The sequence below is a fragment of the Paenibacillus endophyticus genome, from assembly GCF_014192395.1.
Taxonomy (GTDB): Bacteria; Bacillota; Bacilli; order Paenibacillales; family Paenibacillaceae; genus Pristimantibacillus; species Pristimantibacillus endophyticus.
In genome coordinates this window covers 138,507-155,727 of record NZ_JACHXW010000008.1, presented here as the reverse complement: position 1 = coordinate 155,727, position 17,221 = coordinate 138,507, and the positions used below count along the sequence as shown (strand labels likewise).

General features: G+C 49.3%; 17 protein-coding genes. 15 read left to right on the top strand and 2 right to left on the bottom strand.

Annotation, left to right across the window (positions count from 1 at the left end):
• The first annotated feature begins 24 nt into the window (after positions 1-24).
• From FHS16_RS15330 to FHS16_RS15310, 5 genes are all read left to right on the top strand, one after another.
• On the top strand, positions 25-3,093 hold the full coding sequence (locus FHS16_RS15330; RefSeq protein ID WP_183563931.1) for an alpha-mannosidase: 3,069 nt from the start codon (positions 25-27) through the stop codon (positions 3,091-3,093).
• Between the two features lie 18 nt (positions 3,094-3,111).
• Positions 3,112-4,023, top strand: coding sequence for an ABC transporter permease (locus FHS16_RS15325; RefSeq protein WP_183563928.1), 912 nt, complete (start codon positions 3,112-3,114; stop codon positions 4,021-4,023).
• Positions 4,024-4,036: 13 nt separating this feature from the next.
• Positions 4,037-4,930, top strand: coding sequence for a carbohydrate ABC transporter permease (locus FHS16_RS15320; protein WP_183563925.1), 894 nt, complete (start codon positions 4,037-4,039; stop codon positions 4,928-4,930).
• A 54-nt stretch (positions 4,931-4,984) separates the two neighbouring features.
• Complete coding sequence (locus tag FHS16_RS15315) at positions 4,985-6,652, top strand: type 2 periplasmic-binding domain-containing protein (protein WP_183563922.1); 1,668 nt, start codon at positions 4,985-4,987, stop codon at positions 6,650-6,652.
• 76 nt (positions 6,653-6,728) lie between these two features.
• Positions 6,729-8,732 carry a glutaminase family protein gene (locus FHS16_RS15310; RefSeq protein WP_376769672.1) on the top strand — a complete coding sequence of 668 codons (2,004 nt, stop codon included), beginning with the start codon at positions 6,729-6,731 and terminating at the stop codon, positions 8,730-8,732.
• A 60-nt stretch (positions 8,733-8,792) separates the two neighbouring features.
• Here FHS16_RS15310 and FHS16_RS15305 read toward each other — a convergent pair whose 3' ends face one another.
• A complete protein-coding gene (locus FHS16_RS15305; RefSeq protein WP_183563916.1) occupies positions 8,793-8,948 on the bottom strand; it encodes a hypothetical protein in 156 nt (51 codons plus the stop codon).
• A 153-nt stretch (positions 8,949-9,101) separates the two neighbouring features.
• Between FHS16_RS15305 and FHS16_RS15300 the strand changes: the two genes are divergently transcribed.
• The 10 genes from FHS16_RS15300 (at position 9,102) to FHS16_RS15255 (ending at position 15,968) form a co-directional block, all read left to right on the top strand.
• Positions 9,102-10,079: an ABC transporter ATP-binding protein gene (locus FHS16_RS15300; protein WP_312890917.1), complete on the top strand. Its 978-nt coding sequence runs from the start codon at positions 9,102-9,104 to the stop codon at positions 10,077-10,079.
• A complete protein-coding gene (locus FHS16_RS15295) occupies positions 10,079-10,882 on the top strand; it encodes an ABC transporter permease (RefSeq protein ID WP_183563913.1) in 804 nt (267 codons plus the stop codon). Before FHS16_RS15300 ends, FHS16_RS15295 begins: the two co-directional genes overlap by 1 nt.
• A gap of 4 nt (positions 10,883-10,886) precedes the next feature.
• Positions 10,887-11,669, top strand: coding sequence for an ABC transporter permease (locus FHS16_RS15290; protein ID WP_183563910.1), 783 nt, complete (start codon positions 10,887-10,889; stop codon positions 11,667-11,669).
• A 91-nt stretch (positions 11,670-11,760) separates the two neighbouring features.
• Positions 11,761-12,669 (top strand): HPr(Ser) kinase/phosphatase, encoded by a 909-nt coding sequence (gene hprK / locus FHS16_RS15285; RefSeq protein ID WP_183563907.1) that lies wholly within the window; start codon positions 11,761-11,763, stop codon positions 12,667-12,669.
• A 145-nt stretch (positions 12,670-12,814) separates the two neighbouring features.
• Positions 12,815-13,267 (top strand): GyrI-like domain-containing protein, encoded by a 453-nt coding sequence (locus FHS16_RS15280; protein ID WP_183563904.1) that lies wholly within the window; start codon positions 12,815-12,817, stop codon positions 13,265-13,267.
• A 119-nt stretch (positions 13,268-13,386) separates the two neighbouring features.
• The gene (locus tag FHS16_RS15275; protein WP_183563901.1) at positions 13,387-13,866 is read left to right on the top strand and encodes a hypothetical protein; all 480 of its coding nucleotides are present in this window, start codon (positions 13,387-13,389) and stop codon (positions 13,864-13,866) included.
• Positions 13,863-14,654 carry a PhzF family protein gene (locus tag FHS16_RS15270; protein WP_183563898.1) on the top strand — a complete coding sequence of 264 codons (792 nt, stop codon included), beginning with the start codon at positions 13,863-13,865 and terminating at the stop codon, positions 14,652-14,654. The genes FHS16_RS15275 and FHS16_RS15270 overlap by 4 nt, the downstream gene beginning before the upstream one ends.
• 4 nt (positions 14,655-14,658) lie before the next feature.
• Positions 14,659-14,913, top strand: coding sequence for a DUF2164 domain-containing protein (locus FHS16_RS15265; protein ID WP_183563895.1), 255 nt, complete (start codon positions 14,659-14,661; stop codon positions 14,911-14,913).
• Entirely contained in the window at positions 14,885-15,136 is a 252-nt protein-coding gene (locus tag FHS16_RS15260; RefSeq protein WP_183563891.1) for a hypothetical protein, read from the top strand. The genes FHS16_RS15265 and FHS16_RS15260 overlap by 29 nt, the downstream gene beginning before the upstream one ends.
• A gap of 34 nt (positions 15,137-15,170) precedes the next feature.
• Complete coding sequence (locus FHS16_RS15255; protein WP_183563888.1) at positions 15,171-15,968, top strand: helix-turn-helix domain-containing protein; 798 nt, start codon at positions 15,171-15,173, stop codon at positions 15,966-15,968.
• Positions 15,969-15,976: 8 nt separating this feature from the next.
• On the opposite strand, the gene FHS16_RS15250 is transcribed toward FHS16_RS15255, so the two are convergent.
• Positions 15,977-17,149, bottom strand: coding sequence for a GGDEF domain-containing protein (locus tag FHS16_RS15250; protein ID WP_183563885.1), 1,173 nt, complete (start codon positions 17,147-17,149; stop codon positions 15,977-15,979).
• Positions 17,150-17,221 lie beyond the last annotated feature (72 nt).

The following is a 17,221-nucleotide window of genomic DNA, read 5'->3' as shown; positions in this document are numbered from 1 at the left end:
CATAGTTGAAAAAGGAGACTAGATATGCCATATGAGACGATCAGGCCGGAACAGCTGAAATCGATGCTGGAGGGTTGGAAGGAACAAATCTACACGCCATTGTCTGAGCTGCGCGTTCAAGCGTGGGTAACGCCGGAGCCTGTTTCCTTTGCGGAGCGGAGGTCTGGACGAATGGTAGAGCTCGCTCCAGGTGACCGGTGGGGGAACTTATGGGATTGCGCATGGTTTCATTTCACCGGCCAGACAGATGAATCCGTCAAAGGGTCGAAAATCGTGCTGTTGATTGATATTAATGGAGAGCTGTGCCTCGTAGACGATGATGGTTCACCCGTGCAGGGGTTAACGAATATTAACTCGGAATTTGATTATTCGCTCGGCTTGCCAGGCAAGCGGGTCGTACACGTGAACGAAAGCGCAACAGGTCAGGAAGCTATTGATCTATGGGGTGACGCTGGCTGCAATGATTTGTTCGGCCGGTATCGCAGCGGTACGTTGAAGGAAGCGGTAATCGCCGTTTGCCGCGAGGAATTAAGACAGCTGTATTACGATGGAGAAGTGCTTCTTGAGACAGCGGAGCGGCTGCCTGAGGGTTCGGCGCGGAAAACGCAAATTTTTCAGGCCTTATATGATGTGTCGCTGCTGCTGACTGAACTCACGGATGAGCGCGTTGCTCGTGCGCGGGAGATTCTTGGCAGGCAGCTGGCGAAGCGCGGCGGCGATCCAGCCCTGACGGTCAGTGCGATCGGTCATGCGCATATCGATCTCGCTTGGTTGTGGCCGATTCGGGAAACCATTCGCAAGGGAGCGAGAACTTTCTCAACGGCGCTGCGCATGATGGAGCGCTATCCCGATTATGTCTTTGGGGCAAGCCAGCCTCAGCTCTACGAGTGGATGAAACAGTATTATCCGAAGCTGTTCGAAGAGATCAAGCAGCGCGTGCGCGAGGGACGATGGGAGCTTCAGGGCGCCATGTGGGTGGAAGCCGATACGAATGTGCCGAGCGGCGAGTCGCTTGTCCGGCAAATTTTGTACGGGAAGCGATATTTCCAGAAGGAATTCGGGCAGGAGATGAAATCGCTATGGATGCCGGATGTGTTCGGATATACGGCAAGCTTGCCGCAGATGCTGAAGAAATCCGGCGTTGACTATATGATGACACAGAAGCTGTCTTGGAGCGTGTACAATAAGCACCCCCACCACACCTTCATGTGGGAGGGGATCGACGGTTCGCAGGTGCTGATGCATATGCCTCCAGAGGATACTTACAATAGCCCGGCTGCACCGCGCTCGGTCATGAAAGCGGAAACAGAGTATTTGGACAAAAATGTGTCGGAGCAATGCCTCATGCTGTTTGGCATCGGCGATGGCGGAGGCGGTCCGGGTGAGGAGCATTTGGAGCGGCTCGCCCGCGAGAAGAACCTGCTTGGCCTCAGTCCGGTAGTGCAGCAGCATTCTTCCGCATTTTTCGAAAAGCTGAATCAAGGATCGGAACGGTATTCATCTTGGCGCGGGGAGCTGTACCTAGAGAAGCATCAAGGGACGCTGACGAGCCAAGCAAGAAACAAAAAGTATAACCGTAAGCTGGAGAAGGCGCTGCGAGAGCTGGAATTTGCTTCGGTGCTGGCTGGTTTGACTAACGAATACCGCTATCCAGCCGAAGAATTAGAGGAGATTTGGAAAGAAGTGCTGCTGTACCAGTTCCATGATATTTTACCAGGCTCCTCAATTAAACGGGTGTATGATGAGTCGCTGGCGAGATACGCGATCTTACTAGACCGTGTTGAACAAATGATATCAGATACCTACCGTTCTATAGCTGGCCAATTGCAATCAGAATCAGAAGTGGAGCAGCTTGTCGTCTTCAACTCCCTGCCTTGGGAGCGGAACGAATGGCTGAAAATAGACGGGCAGTGGCTGTATGCCATCGTACCGCCAATGGGCTATGCAGTGGCAGGATCGCGCATGCCACAGGCCGAAGCAGAAATTGCTGCCGCAGCGGATTCGATGACGGAATCGCCCGTTCGTGAGTCGCTGGCTTCGAAGGCGCCTATGCGGATAGAGAACGACTTGCTTGCGATTACTTTCGCGGAATGCGGCGCTATTGCATCCATTTATGATAAGGAGCATCAGCGCGAGGTTGTAGCTATGGATGAAAAGGCCAATGAGCTTCGCGTTTATCATGACTCAGGCGATGCGTGGGATTTCCGTCAGGATTATCGCCTAACAGAAAGTCTGTTCATGCGTCTAAGCGATGCGGTTGAATTCGTGGATGGTCCCTCGGCAGGCATTGTCCAAAGGTATGCATTCGGAGCATCAACGCTGACGCAAAAGATCGTGTTGATGGAAGGAAGCCGAAGGATCGACTTCGTCACGGATGTCGATTGGCGGGAAACGGGCAAGATGCTGCGCACTTCATTTCCAGTAAATGTCCGTTCTGACACTGTGAGCTGCGAGATTCAGTTCGGTTATTTGAAACGGCCAACGCATCGCAATACGATGTGGGATTATGCGAAGGACGAGATTTGCGCGCATCATTGGGTCGATTTGTCGGATCCGGGTTACGGTGTAGCGCTTCTGAACGATTGTAAGTACGGACACAGAGCGGAGGGCAGCTTGCTGGATCTGAACTTGCTGCGCAGCACCACGAGTCCTGATCCTGAAGCCGATCGCGCGGAGCACTCTTTCACCTATTCGCTTTACCCGCATCAGGGAAACCATGTACAGGCGGAGATTTATAAACGCGGCTACGAGCTCAATATCCCGCTTAAGGCAGAGGCTGCTTCACGCACCGAGAGTGCGAGCAAGCTCGCACCCTTGTTGACCATTCTAAGTGCGGATCATCCGAATGTGATGGTAGAAACGGTGAAGAAGGCAGAGGACGGAGACGATCTTATTGTACGGCTGTACGAGGCGGCCGGTACGAGCGTTAACGCTGCGCTAAGTCTAGGTTTTCATATCGATGAGGCGTGGCTGGTCGATTTGATGGAAGAGAACATTCAAACCGTGCCGGTTGTAAACGGGAAAATAGCATTATCCTTCACTCCGTTTGAGATCAAGACTTTGCGTTTGGCCAATCAAGCGATGACTCTATAGGGAAAGGAGAAAGAGCTTATGCGTTCATCTCTGCTTTGGAAGAAAATCTGGCAGCATAAAGTGTTTTACTTCTTTCTGCTGCCCGGTCTCGTCTGGTTTTTCATCTTTTCTTATGTGCCGTTATTCGGCGTTCAGGTCGCATTCCGCGACTATACCTTTTCGGGAGGCTTTACCGGCAGTCCGTGGGCGGGTCTGAAATATTTCCAGCAATTTTTCGATTACTACAAATTTGAGCAAATTCTCCGCAACACGATCATTATCAGCTTCATGAAGCTGTTCATCGGCTTCCCAATGCCGATCCTGCTCGCGATTCTATTGAACGAGATACGAAGCATTAAATTTCAGAAAACCGTGCAAACGCTTTCTTATTTACCGCACTTCGTGTCCTGGATTGTCGTAGTTACCCTCATGCAACGGCTCCTCTCTCTACACGGGGGGCCAGTCAATGAGCTGTTAATTGCCTTAGGGATGGAGCCTGTGCAGTTCCTATACAATACCTCCTGGTTCTATCAGGTTATTGTGGGCTCGGATATTTGGAAGAGCATCGGGTGGAACTCGATTATCTATATGGCCGCTATTGCCGGCATCGATCAACAGCTTTATGAGGCTGCAAAGATCGACGGAGCGAACCGGTTTCGGCAAATTTGGCATGTGACTTTACCAGGCGTGCGCAACATTGCGATTATACTGTTCATTCTATCGATTGGCAGCTTGATGAGCGCTGGCTACGAGCAGCTGCTTCTCCTTAGCGGTCCGGCTACTGCAGGCATCGGCAGCGTGCTGGACGTGCATGTCATTCAATCCGGCATAAGCGAGGGACGGCTCAGCTATGCCGCGGCGGTCGGCTTGTTCCAAAGCGTCATCGGCTTGGTCCTTATTCTCGCGGTCAACCGCATTGCCCGTAAGGTTAGCGATGTATCCCTCTTCTAAAGGAAGTGACGAGATGAAACGCCATTTGTCCATATTTACGATCCTCAACTATATCTTTCTGGCTTTGGTCGGATTTTCGATGATCTATCCATTTATTTATATTTTGGCGTACTCGCTTAATGACGGGAAGGACTCCATGCTTGGCGCTTTATACTTCCTTCCCCGCAAGCTTACGCTCGACAATTATGCGGAGGTATTCGAGAATGCGAGAATTTGGCAGGCTTACAAAATCACATTGGCCCGAACGCTGCTTGGTACTTTACTGCATGTAGGGCTAAGTACGCTTATGGCCTATGCGTTATCCAAAAAATCACTGCCGGGAAGATCGTTTTTTGCTTTCTACATTTTCCTGCCGACGATATTCAGCGCGGGCTTCATTCCGTTTTTCATTACGCTTCAAAAGCTTCATCTCATCAATACTTTTTGGGTGTATGTCATTCCGATGCTGTTCAATTTCATGCATATTGTCATCATACGAACCTTTCTGCAAGGCATTCCGGAAGAGCTCGAGGAATCTGCGCGTATTGACGGATACGGTGATTTTCAGATATTTATGCGCATCATTCTGCCTCTGTCGGGTCCCGTGCTTGCCACCATCTCCTTGTTTATCGGAGTCGCCCATTGGAATGACTGGTTTACGGGAGCCTATTACGTCTCGGATAAATCCTTAATTCCCGTACAAACCTTGCTTCAGGAAATGCTTACGCAAGCGGAAGCATTGTCTTCCTCGATGCAGCGCTCAGCACAGCAGGGCGGCCAGACGATAAGCGCAAGTGCAGGCGGATCAACGCCTGAATCGCTGCGGATGGCTCTGCTCGTTATTACCGTTTTTCCGATTCTGTGCATCTATCCGTTTTTGCAGCGGTATTTCGTTAAGGGTGTCATGATCGGATCTGTCAAAGGATAACGGTCTTCTCGAAGGACTTTATCATATTTTTCTAATTTGAGATGGAGGGGTATTATGAGGAATTTGGGGTTAAAAGGGGCAAAGCTGTTTCTTGCAGCCGTTCTATTTTCTGGCGTTCTGGCTGGCTGTGCGAACAAGGACGATGCTAATAATGAGGTAAGCGATGGGGGAGCTTCCGGCACAAAGGAAGTGACACTGAAAGTCCTTCATAACTGGAACGGCTCTAGCGGTGCCGAAATGGATATGACCCCGGTGGAGAAGGTGATAAAAGAGAAGACCGGCGTCACGGTAGAATGGGAATATACGACAGGCAGCGAAACGGAAAAGGTCAATGCAATCTTCGCGACTCAGGATTTGCCTGATATTTATACGGGACCTGCCTGGGGAGGAGAGCTTGACGGCATCATCAAAGCAGCTAAAGAAGATCAATTGGTCGACTTCTCGGATAAGCTGGACAAATACCCGAATTTAGCAAAATCGATTGCCAAAGAAAATGTTCCTCCTGCGTTGTACGAGAAAGGCATTGACGCATATGACGGCAAGAAATACTTGCTGCTGCAGAACCAGCCTGCCACCGACAAGGACGGTACGGATTGGTTATACGGTTTTTATGTGCGCAAGGATATTGCGGAAGCCGTTGGCGTCGATCCGCAATCGGTTAAAACGAAAGATGAGTTCTACCAATTCCTGAAAAAAATCAAGGATGCGAATCTTCAAGCCAACGGCCAACCGGTCATTCCGCTCGGCGGGTTCAGCAACGGATGGGCTGTCGGAATCGCCAATACAATGTTTTACGGTGGTGCCGGATATGTTGACAACGGAGATGGAACAATCGAGAACAGCTTCTTCTCGAAAGGCTATGACGATTACACCTTGTACTACCGCAAGCTGCTGTCCGAGGGTCTTCTTGACGCGGAAGCGTTCACCCAAACAGATCCAATCGCGAAGGAGAAAATCGTACAAGGACGCGTAGCCATCCTTGCCGCGCATTATCCTGCCATTCTCGACGCGACGAAGGAGTATGTGAAGGCGAATCCGGGCAGCGACTTTATACCGGTTGGTCCGCTTGAACGCGCGGGAGCGGAGCCGGACCGTCCAGTCGATCTAGGGATTCAAGGCAATAACGTGACAGCGATTACAAAAGCTTGCAAAGATGTGGATGCCGCGCTGCGCCTGCTCGATTATCTCGCTTCCGATGAAGGCTTCATGCTCGTTCGCTATGGGGTGCAAGGCGTCCACTGGGATATGGAGAATGGCAAGCCGACAGCGAAAAAAGAATGGTTCGATAAATTTGCCGCTGATACGTCAGGCAAGTTGACTGCCCGCAAAAACGAAGGCCTTGAGATCGGCTTCTCCTCCATGTCGGGAATGGATCGCATCAACTCGGTTGCCGGCGGCGATATTTGGCTCGATCAAGAGCGGATTGCTGCGATGGACAATGCCCGTAAAATTTTGCGCCCGAACGGCATTAAAGTGATTACCGCTTACAACCCAGGCGACGTCATCATTAAATCCGATAAATGGGAAATGTTGAAGCCTTCTATGGACAAAACAAATGACGCTTGGAAAGAAGCGGTATATGCGAAGTCGGACGAAGCTGCGCTGAAGATTTTGAATGAGCTGCGCGAGCAAATGAGGAAAACAGGTTATGACGAAGCGATGAAATTTACTAACGAAAACCTAAAGGGCAAAGAAGTAGTTACGATGCAACTGCCGAATTAATAAGTCTAAGGGGGAGCCTGGCTGCTCCCCCTTAGCAACACCAGCCATTTACAAGATGAAGAAAAAGGAGATGCATATGGTGTCGCAATCGTTTAGACCCCCTTCTGTCCCTCTGATGACAGTAGATCCTTATTTCAGCGTATGGTCGGCATCGGATCATTTGTACGACGATCATACGAGACATTGGACGAATAAACGCAACAGCATGACGGGCATCATTCGGATTGACGGCAATGCCCGCGTATTCATGGGGAAATTAGAGTTGAATGAGCATGCGAGCGGCGAACAACCGAGCGTAATGGTACAGAAAGACTTAAAGGTTGAGGCTGTGACTACCACGTATACGTTCGAAGCCGATGGCGTTGAGTTGGTCGTGTTATTCACCAGCCCACTGCTGCTGGATGATCTGGACTTGTTGTCAAGACCTGCGTCCTACTTGACCTTCTATGTTCGTTCTACAGACGGCAAGCCGCATGAAGTCAAAATTTATATGGATATATCTGCAGAATTATGTGTGAATACGACGGATCAAAAGGTAGGCTGGTCGCGCAAATCAATCGACGGCGGCATAGAAGCGATGTGCATAGGTACGGTAGAGCAGCCCGTTTTGGCTCGAACCGGCGATGATACGCGCATTGATTGGGGCTATGTGTATTTGGCAATCCCGCAGTCAGACAAGCAAGAAACAACGATTCATTCTTATGAAGTCAGAGAACAATTCATGAAAGAAGGGCACCTGCCGCGAGGCGATGATGAGGCTTACCCGCGGCCTGCGGAGGAGCAGACACCGGTGATGGCTGCTGTATTGGATTTCGGCCTGGTACAAGATCAGCAAGCCTCGCAATATGTGGTTGCCGCGTATGACGATATCCATTCCATCGAATATTTCGGCGAGAAGCTGGATGCGTATTGGCGGAGAAACGGGATGAGCTTTGAAGAAATGCTCGTTTTGGCTGTTGCGCAATATGACGAGATACAAGCCAAATGCGAAGCATTCAACCGAAAGCTTACGGAGGAGAGCAGTATAGAAGGAGGGAGTCATTACGGTGACATATTATCGCTCTCCTATCGGCAGGCCATCGCGGCACATAAGCTGGTAAACGATGAGAATGGAGAGATCTTATTTTTCTCCAAAGAAAATTTCAGCAATGGCTGCATCGCCACGGTGGATGTGAGCTATCCATCGATTCCGTTGTTCTTGCTCTACAATCCAGAGCTGGTCAAAGGGATGCTCAGGCCTATATTCAGATATGCAGGCAGCGCAGCTTGGCGATTTCAATTCGCGCCGCATGATGTAGGCTGTTACCCGGTTGCGAACGGTCAAGTCTATGGCGAGAATGAGCTGGAGAACCAAATGCCGATTGAGGAATGCGGCAATATGCTCATCATGGCGGCAGCCGTTTGCTCTTACGAGCAGAATGCAGACTTTGCTAGAGATCACTGGGAGCTTTTGACCGAATGGGCGGCTTACTTGAAAGAAAACGGCATGGATCCTGCCAATCAACTGTGTACGGATGATTTTGCCGGTCATTTGGCGCATAACACGAACCTATCTATTAAAGCGATTAACGGTATCGGCGCATATGCGATCCTATGCAGGATGTTAGGGGAACCTGAGGGAGCCGCTTACTACGATGCTGCAAAAGAAATGGCAGCTAATTGGGTGAGCATGGCGAACGCGGGCGATCATTACAAGCTAACGTTTGATAGCGCGGAGGAGAGCTGGAGTCTTAAATATAATCTCGTGTGGGACCGGCTGCTTGGACTTCACTTATTCCCGCAGCAAGTCATTGAACGAGAAAATCGGCATTACTTGGGCAAACAGAACAAATTCGGCACTCCGCTCGATAGCAGAAATACGTATACGAAGCTCGATTGGCTCGTATGGTGTGCGTCTATGTTAAGCTCCAAAGCAGAATTCGAGCAGGCGATAGCTCCGATCTGGCATTTTATGAATGAATCGCCAAGCCGTGTTCCTGTAACCGATTGGTACGATACGCTAACAGGCGAGCAACTCAATTTTCAGAACCGTTCCGTCGTCGGCGGCCTTTTTATCCGTTTACTAAAACCGATTGCGTAATACTAAAGCGAAGGGCTTCCTTCTCGTCATCCAACATGACGGGGGGAAGCCCTTTTCTTCTTATTCTTCCTTTTGAACAGTTGTCTGCTCGGGTGATGCATCAGCTGATGTTTTATCTTTTACATATTCGTCTTGGTCACTGCCCCAGACAAAATCGTAATTCGTCATATCTGGTTTGTAGGCTGCTTCGTCTGCTTTCTTCTGTTTTTCTTCCATAGGCTCAGCTCCTTTCATGCTAGTGTGTGCTATGAAATGGGAAGTTAGTCTAATGAAGCATATGCGATTCTCTCATGCTTGAAAAATACATTGACACCACTCGCGAAGGAGTGATAATATTCTTCTTCCAAAACATGTACGGAGGTACAAAAAGTGATTATTGTAAAGGGCTTATCAAAAGCCTATCAGGTTGCAAAGCGTTCGCCTGGCGTCAAAGAGGCAATGAAGGCATTATTCAAAAGAGAATACAAGGTTGTGGAAGCGCTTAACGATATTTCCTTTACGATTGAGCCAGGTGAGATAGTCGGCTATATCGGACCGAACGGAGCGGGGAAATCAACAACGATAAAAGTGATGAGCGGCATTCTTGTGCCGGACGTCGGTACATGTACGGTCATGGGTTTTACGCCTTGGAAGGATCGGGTACAATACGTGAAGCATATCGGAGTCGTGTTCGGTCAGCGTTCGCAGCTGTGGTGGGATGTGCCGGTAATCGATTCCTTCGAGCTTCTGCGCGATATCTATAAGGTGCCCGAGCAGGAGTATCAGAGTACGCTGGCGCTGCTAACCGAGACGCTAGAGCTGCAAGAAATTATTCATATGCCGGTGAGGCAGCTTAGTCTAGGCCAGCGAATGCGCTGCGAGATCGCCGCATCGCTGCTGCATAGCCCGAGCGTCCTGTTTCTGGATGAGCCCACGATTGGCCTGGATGCAGTATCCAAAATTGCGGTGCGCCGCTTTATCCGTACGATTAATGAGGAGAAAGGAGTTACCGTCATTCTAACCACGCATGATATGAATGACATCGAAGCCCTTGCCAATCGGATAATACTTATCGGCAAGGGCAAGCTGCTCTACGACGGCAGCTTAAGCGCCATTCGCAGTCAGTTCGGAACGTTAAAAACGATGACGGTCGTTTACAGCCATCATGCTGAGCCGCTCAAGGTAGAAGGGGCGGTTATTGAATCCTGGACGACAGAGCGAGCGGTACTAAGCGTGGACACTGCCCAGACGGTCATCAGCGAAGTGCTAATCAGCTTGTCCCAGCAGGTTGAGATTCTTGATGTTGCCATTGACACGCTGCCAATCGAAGATATGATCATTCAGCTCTATAAGGAGCATCAGCTATAATGAAAGCTTATATTTCGGTTTTTAAGCTGCGACTGACGTATGGCTTGCAATACCGCACGGCAGCACTTGCCGGCGTTGCCACGCAATTTTTCTGGGGTTTTATTATTATTATGGTGTTCGAAGCGTTCTACAGCGGAACGGTAACAGATCCGCCAATTACGCTGAAACAGCTCATCACCTACGTCTGGCTGCAGCAGGCATTCCTAGCTTTTATCATGCTTTGGTTTCGTGATAACGAGCTTTTCCAGCTCATCACATCAGGCAACATCGCGTATGAGCTTTGCAGACCAAGCGGTTTATATGGTTTATGGTATGCGAAGCTGCTGGCACAGCGACTGTCGAGTGCGCTGTTAAGAAGCTTGCCTATCCTGGCCGTCGCGCTGCTGCTGCCTGAGCCTTACCGGCTGCCGCTGCCAGCAGACCCAGCTGCCTTTATAATGTTTGTGCTTGCCTTGTTACTCGGTCTTTTCTTGATCGTTTCGCTTTCCATGCTCATGTACATATCGGTGTTTGTAACGTTGTCGCCAGCGGGCTCTTTGCTTATGTTCGGCGTAATCGGCGAATTTTTGGCGGGCATGGTCATTCCCGTACCACTTATGCCGGATTGGCTGCAAAGCATTGTATACGTGCTGCCGTTCCGCTGGACTGCCGATTTTCCGTTCCGTGTCTATTCCGGTCATATTGGAACAGGCGAAGCGCTGATAGGAATCGCGATCCAGATCGTTTGGCTTGCCCTGTTGATAACAATCGGGAAATTGGCAATGGCCAGAGTACTACGCAACGTTGTTGTAAATGGAGGGTAAGCAGATGAAGCTGTACGGGAAATATATCGAGATTTTATTTAAATCACAAATGCAGTACCGAACATCGTTCTGGCTGCTCGCTTTCGGGCAATTTCTCATTCCGTTCTCGGTATTTGCCGGGCTTTACTTCATGTTTGAACGCTTCGGCCAAATTAAGGGTTGGGAATTCTCTGAGGTCGCGCTTTGCTTCTCCATCATTCATATGTCATATGCGCTAAGCGAGTGTTTCGCAAGAGGGTTCGATTCTTTCTCCGCTCTCGTTGGCAACGGAGATTTCGATCGCTTCCTTGTCCGTCCCCGCAGCACCGTATTGCAAGTGCTCGGCTCCAAATTTGAATTTTCTCGAGTAGGCAAGCTCGTTCAAAGCATCATTGTGCTCGGATGGGCGGTAAGCCAGCAATTAGCGGATTGGACGATGCTGAAAGGACTTGTTCTGCTTTTTATGATTGTGAGCGGGGTGTTTATTTTTACGGGAATTTTCATTCTTGCGGCAACCATGTGCTTTTGGACGGTACAGGGGCTGGAGATTGCTAACATCTTCACCGACGGCGGACGGGAAATGGCACAGTATCCGCTGAATATTTACCAGAAATGGGTAACGCGCTTTTTCACGTTCATTATTCCGTTTGGCTGCGTGAATTATTTGCCTTTGCTTTATTTGCTGGACAAGACGACGGGCAATCCGCTGCCCTACATGCTGGCTCCAATCGCTGGCATCCTGTTTATCGTTCCATGCTTGTTGGTGTGGCATGTGGGAGTCCGGCATTACCGTTCAACCGGCTCATAGATGACGATTTGGTTACAGCGGCAGGGAAATGACGGGTCGCGTGGAATCCTTACCCTTAACAAAAACATAGCAGCGAAGGGGGATCAGCAGGATGAAAGCAATTGAGGTAAGCGAGCTAGCAGCGCAGTTTTCGCTGGAGGTGCTCGCAGGCGTAGACCAGCTTGACCGAAAAATCATGAAGGCGAGGGCCTATCGTCCAGGGCTTGAATTTGTCGGTTATTTTGAATTTTTCCCGCAAGAGCATATACAGATACTAGGCAAGAAAGAAATTACCTACTTGCACAGCTTGAGCGAGAACGAACGCAATCACCACATCGGAAATATTGTCAAATACCATCCGCCCTGTTTTGTCGTCACTGCAGGACAAGAAGGATTGAAATATTTGACCAAATATTGCGACCAGGAGGGAATACCCTTGCTGCGTACGAATGTGGCTACGGCACAGTTCCTCGGCATGCTGGACGCCTATCTTCTCAAAACGCTCGCACCTGAGATATCTATACACGGCATATGCTTAAATGTGTCCGGTATTGGCATATTGCTGCGCGGGAAGTCCGGCATAGGTAAAAGCGAAACCGCGCATACCCTCATAAGACGCGGCTCCAGACTCGTCGCGGATGATATAGTCGTACTCAAGAAGCTGAGTTCACGTACACTGCTTGGTACCCATAACGAGAAGACCAAGGAATTTCTTGCGCTGCGAAGCATTGGGCTTATCAATGTTGTGAGATTATATGGAAGACAGGCCTTCCAGGATGAGACGAGAATCGTTCTCGACATTGAGCTTACCAAATGGCGAGACAATGAGCTGAACAATGATTTGGAGCTTGAGCCAAAATTTACGGAATATATGGGCGTCCAAATCCCGCATATCGAGATTCAGCTGCAGCCGGGTCGGGACGTCGCAGGATTAATTGAAGCAGCTGCGAACAATTGGTATTTGAAGCAGCAGGGATACAGCGCGCTGGAAGAATTCATGAAAAGGCTGGAAGTCGAGTAAGCTGATGAAGACCAGGCAGCTATGTCTCTTTGCGCATGATGATCATGTAAACAACTACCCATTGAGAGTCAAAACATGATACACTATGAACAGAAAAAGCTCATCCTAGCGCAAAAGTCCTGACAGATTCGAAGGAGGAAATCGCGTGGAAAACTGCTCAATCGTATCAAAGCCAGCCCTTCACTTGGCAGGCATTAGCTATTGCGGACCTTATTCATCCTTTCCGGATGAGGCAATTAGGCTGCAAACCGAGTTTTTGACGCGCAAGCATGAGCTGAACGACGCTGTCAAATCAACGGTGCTGTATAGTCCGTATTTCGGCAATGAGGCTTTCGCTACCTACTGGGCTTGTTATGAGGTTCAGCATTTGGAGGAAGTTCCACCAGGCATGGTTCAATTCACGATCCCTGAGCATCGATACGCGATGGTTGCCTGTTCCAACAAAAGAATCGGTGAAGGATACGAGCAGCTTCATGCGTGGATAAGTGAGATGCGGTTAGAGAAACAGGATAACGCGGTTTCGCTGGAATTGTTTTATATTGACGAGCATCATTTGGAGGAAGAGCCGGTCGAGCTGCTCATTCCCCTCAAAGGATAACCCATATAGAGTGCTTGCGCGCAAGTGGAACGGAGAACGGCATACCTGCCGCTTGCTGCCGATCCGATTGCGAAGGCAGGCACTTTTTATTTGTAAGTTGACAGAGAGGAGCGGGGATCGTGTATTCGGTTAGAGACAAGCGCGCTGTACGACATAGAGGTCTACTCATGCTGCTCTTATTCGGCCTTCTGACTGGGGCTCTGAGCGGAGTCATTCTCGGCCTGGTAATGAAGCTGCTTGGACAATTAACCGGAACAGGCGTCTACGTTCTACTCCTTAACGTTGATTTTATTGGCTGGCTTCCGAGCATTCGTTCGGAGCTGTTCGAGTTTTTGCTTCATTTGTCGGCAGCGTTGCCTTTGGGCATTCTTTTTTTAGTTTTACTAAGCATTTGGAGCTCGCCGCTAAGACTTGGACTCGGGATGGGCGCAGCCATCGCCTGCTGTACGTGGATACCGTTGACACAGCTTTCAGAGCGAACGCCCTCGATGCTGGACTGGTCTGCCTTTATGATGTGGGTTTCAGGCCATCTTATATACGGTTCTGTTCTAGCTGCATTAGGGTACGTTTGGATGACGAGAGGTTGGGATAAAGAATGAGCTTTGCTTTATACATCGTAGACGCGTTCACGAACGAACGCTATAAGGGAAATCCGGCTGCTATATGCTTCGTGGATGAGCCGCAGTCTGAAAGCTGGATGCAGCGGGTAGCGATGGAAATGAATTTATCTGAAACGGCATTCGTGGCTCCGTCAGAGGATGGCTGGAGACTGCGCTGGTTTACTCCGCAGGAGGAGGTGGATCTATGCGGCCATGCTACGCTGGCGACTGCGCATGCGATGTGGCAATCTGGGAGATTGCTACAAGATGAAACGGCGCGCTTCCATACCAAAAGCGGCATTCTTACCGCTTCGCGAAACGGGGAATGGATAGATATGGATTTCCCTTCAGAGCATCCGATTGGAACAGTTGCTCCAGAGGAGCTTGTGCAGGGGCTTGGACTTATTCCAAGGTTTGTCGGGCGAAACCGCATGGATTATTTCGTTGAGGTGGACAGCGAAGAGACGGTGCGAACGCTGCGGCCGGATTTTGCCTTGCTTGCCAGGCTTGACGCGCGGGGCGTAATCGTAACGAGCAAGAGCGAAGACTCGCGCTATGACTTCATATCGAGAGCATTCTATCCGGGAACCGGAGTTGACGAGGACCCTGTAACGGGTTCGGCCCATTGCGCTCTGGCCCCTTATTGGGCCAAACGCCTGCGCAAGCACGAGCTAATGGGATATCAAGCATCAGCTCGCGGCGGGGTCGTCAAGGTTAAGCCGGATGGGGAGCGCGTCTATATGTCGGGACAAGCTATAACCGTTTTAAAAGGTCAATTGGAGGGTTGAGCATATGTTCATGATGAAGCTCCCGAAGGAGCAGAAAGAACAGTTAACCGGAAAGATACAACAATATTTCGAACTGGAGCGTTCAGAAACGATTGGTTCGATCGCAGCAGAACAGCTGCTCGATTTCGTTATACAAGAGATTGGCCCCCATCTATATAACCATGCCATTAGCGATGCGCGGAAAGCTGTCCTTGAACGCATGCAAACGCTTGAAGACGAGCTTTATGCCCTTGAGAAGCCGATTACGACTAAACGATAAAAGAAAAAAGAAAAAAGAAAACAGAAAAAGGTATAAAGCAAAAAGAAAAAAGAAAAAAGAAAATGAAAAAGGCAAAAAGCAAAAGGCAAAAGGCAAAAAGCAAAAAGCAAAAGGCAAAAAGCAAATTAACGTTAAAGCTGCACACCGATTTGTAGCAAATAGACTGTTTCCTTCTTTTGTGCGGTATGCTATTATATACACGAACATAAGTTCTTATTTGTAATGGAGTAGAAGCATAACGGGAGGAAGATGCAGCGATGGTTACGGATCGGTATGCAGAAATAGACGGAGTGATCGCTTATATTCACAATAATATTTATGAGCCGCTCCCGCTTTCGAAGTTAGCTGCTTATGCCGGATACAGCAACTTTCATTTCACACGCATCTTCAAAGAGAGAACAGGCCTCTCTCCCTTATATTATGCATCCTCGCTTCGTTTGCAGAGGGCTAAGGATTTGTTGCTGCAGACCCATTTAAGCATTCGTGATGTCGGTTTGGAAATCGGCCAGCAAAGCCTCGGCACATTCACATCTAGATTTACGGAGAGGGTCGGCGTTACGCCGTCAGAATTCCGAAACTCAAAACTGCAAGCCAGCCAACAACTGGATGCGCTGCAGCAGCTGAATGGCTGGAAGTCACTGTATCTGCCTTCGAAGCATCATGACCGAGTCGAGGGGAGCGTACAAGCCGTAGTGCCGTTCGAGGGAATCATACTTATTGGATTATTCGCGAGACCGATACCGGAAGGGCTGCCCTTGTACGGCACGCTGCTCTCTTCATTAGGCCATTTCTGTCTGGCCGATATTAAACCGGGCACTTATTATTTGATGGCAACGTCCATTTCGTGGGGCACGCAAGCCAAAGATATGCTGCTCCCGCATGCGACACTCCGGACAAGATCGAAGGAGCCCATAATCGTAACTGCGAACGACAATGTTCCATATCAACAGGTTATGTTGCATGAACCGCGTGCGGATGACCCTCCGATCCTGATTTCCCTACCCTTACTGATGAATAACTTTCTCAAGCGGATTATGCCGGTTACCAGCTGTTAATGCTGGGGTCAGGCAAGTGTTTTTTTAGAAGCAGACGTTGCTTTGAACGGCGTTACTTTGTTCTTGCCCGTTGTTTTCGAAAGGTACATAGCTTCGTCCGCCTGCTTGATCATCTCCTGTACGGCCTTGCTCTCCTTGGAGGTGCTGAAGCCGACGCTTATCGTAACCATCGTTTCCAGCTCCACTCTTCGACGGATTGATTCGGCCACGATCTCAGGCTTCACTCGCTCAGAGCTTACACAACTGAGCAGCTCTTCTCCACCGTAACGCCCAGCAGCCCCAATTCCGCTTGATTCCTCTTTGATGATTTCGGCAACCTGCTTAAGCACGCCGTCAGCCTTGTGATGACCGTGCGTATCGTTTAATTTCTTGAAATTATCAATGTCACAAAAAATAATTGCCATCGATTTGCTGCCTTGAAGCAGCTGCTCTGCCTTGGAATAGAAATGCCGGCGATTATAAAGCCCCGTCAAGCCGTCCATAATGGAGGATTGATAGGTAAACATAAGCCGTTCGATTACCCATTCAAAGAGCAAGAGAAAGAGCAAGGTATAATAAACGATTGGCAGTAGCTGGCTAAGCGAGATTAACCAAAGCATCGATTCGTGAAAAACGTAGACATTAGCGAGTCGTGCCAGCTCACTCGCGAAAAAAACGATCAAGCTTGCGTAATAATTGGAGCTAAGGTCAGCGCCCCTTGTGTCCAGCATGACCATAAGGATCACGATCAGTCCGTAAAAGTCGAGAGCAGGGAAGGTGACGGTCCCTGTGTGAACGGCCGACTCAGCCGAAAAAGGCGAAAGAGCAATTTGTATGCCTGCAACAACAAGTGTCATTATACTCATAATGATAAATGGGATCACTTTCAGCTCGGCTGAGCGATGAGTATATAATTTCATGAAAACAAAGTTTATAATAATAAATGAAATGATCTGCATGATCGTGAAGCTCAAATACAGATAAGGCGACAATGACCAGCCTGGGTAGGCGAGTACGACCAGCAAGCATTGCTTGGCAATGATTAAGGGAATGGCCGTAATGAGCAAGCGATAGATCCGTTTGTTGCGGTAGCTTACATAAAGCCTGATCGACATGAAGAGCATTAGGATTAGAATGACGATAACAGCTGACGACGAAAGCAGCTGCCCGTTCGGGCCTGAGAGCCATTGTGTAATTGACATGAGTTAACCACCGTTATCTAGTATGGGATGCAATAGCTTTACAGAAACATATGTTCTAATATATCATGTTTT

Coding starts and splice junctions, on each gene's coding strand:
- FHS16_RS15270 (WP_183563898.1), top strand. CDS start 13,863: ATGAGCTTTGCTTTATACATCGTAGACGCGTTCACGAACGAACGCTAT.
- FHS16_RS15315 (WP_183563922.1), top strand. CDS start 4,985: ATGAGGAATTTGGGGTTAAAAGGGGCAAAGCTGTTTCTTGCAGCCGTT.
- FHS16_RS15330 (WP_183563931.1), top strand. CDS start 25: ATGCCATATGAGACGATCAGGCCGGAACAGCTGAAATCGATGCTGGAG.
- FHS16_RS15320 (WP_183563925.1), top strand. CDS start 4,037: ATGAAACGCCATTTGTCCATATTTACGATCCTCAACTATATCTTTCTG.
- FHS16_RS15250 (WP_183563885.1), bottom strand. CDS start 17,149: ATGTCAATTACACAATGGCTCTCAGGCCCGAACGGGCAGCTGCTTTCG.
- FHS16_RS15290 (WP_183563910.1), top strand. CDS start 10,887: ATGAAGCTGTACGGGAAATATATCGAGATTTTATTTAAATCACAAATG.
- FHS16_RS15295 (WP_183563913.1), top strand. CDS start 10,079: ATGAAAGCTTATATTTCGGTTTTTAAGCTGCGACTGACGTATGGCTTG.
- hprK (WP_183563907.1), top strand. CDS start 11,761: ATGAAAGCAATTGAGGTAAGCGAGCTAGCAGCGCAGTTTTCGCTGGAG.
- FHS16_RS15310 (WP_376769672.1), top strand. CDS start 6,729: ATGGTGTCGCAATCGTTTAGACCCCCTTCTGTCCCTCTGATGACAGTA.
- FHS16_RS15325 (WP_183563928.1), top strand. CDS start 3,112: ATGCGTTCATCTCTGCTTTGGAAGAAAATCTGGCAGCATAAAGTGTTT.
- FHS16_RS15255 (WP_183563888.1), top strand. CDS start 15,171: ATGGTTACGGATCGGTATGCAGAAATAGACGGAGTGATCGCTTATATT.
- FHS16_RS15305 (WP_183563916.1), bottom strand. CDS start 8,948: ATGGAAGAAAAACAGAAGAAAGCAGACGAAGCAGCCTACAAACCAGAT.
- FHS16_RS15265 (WP_183563895.1), top strand. CDS start 14,659: ATGTTCATGATGAAGCTCCCGAAGGAGCAGAAAGAACAGTTAACCGGA.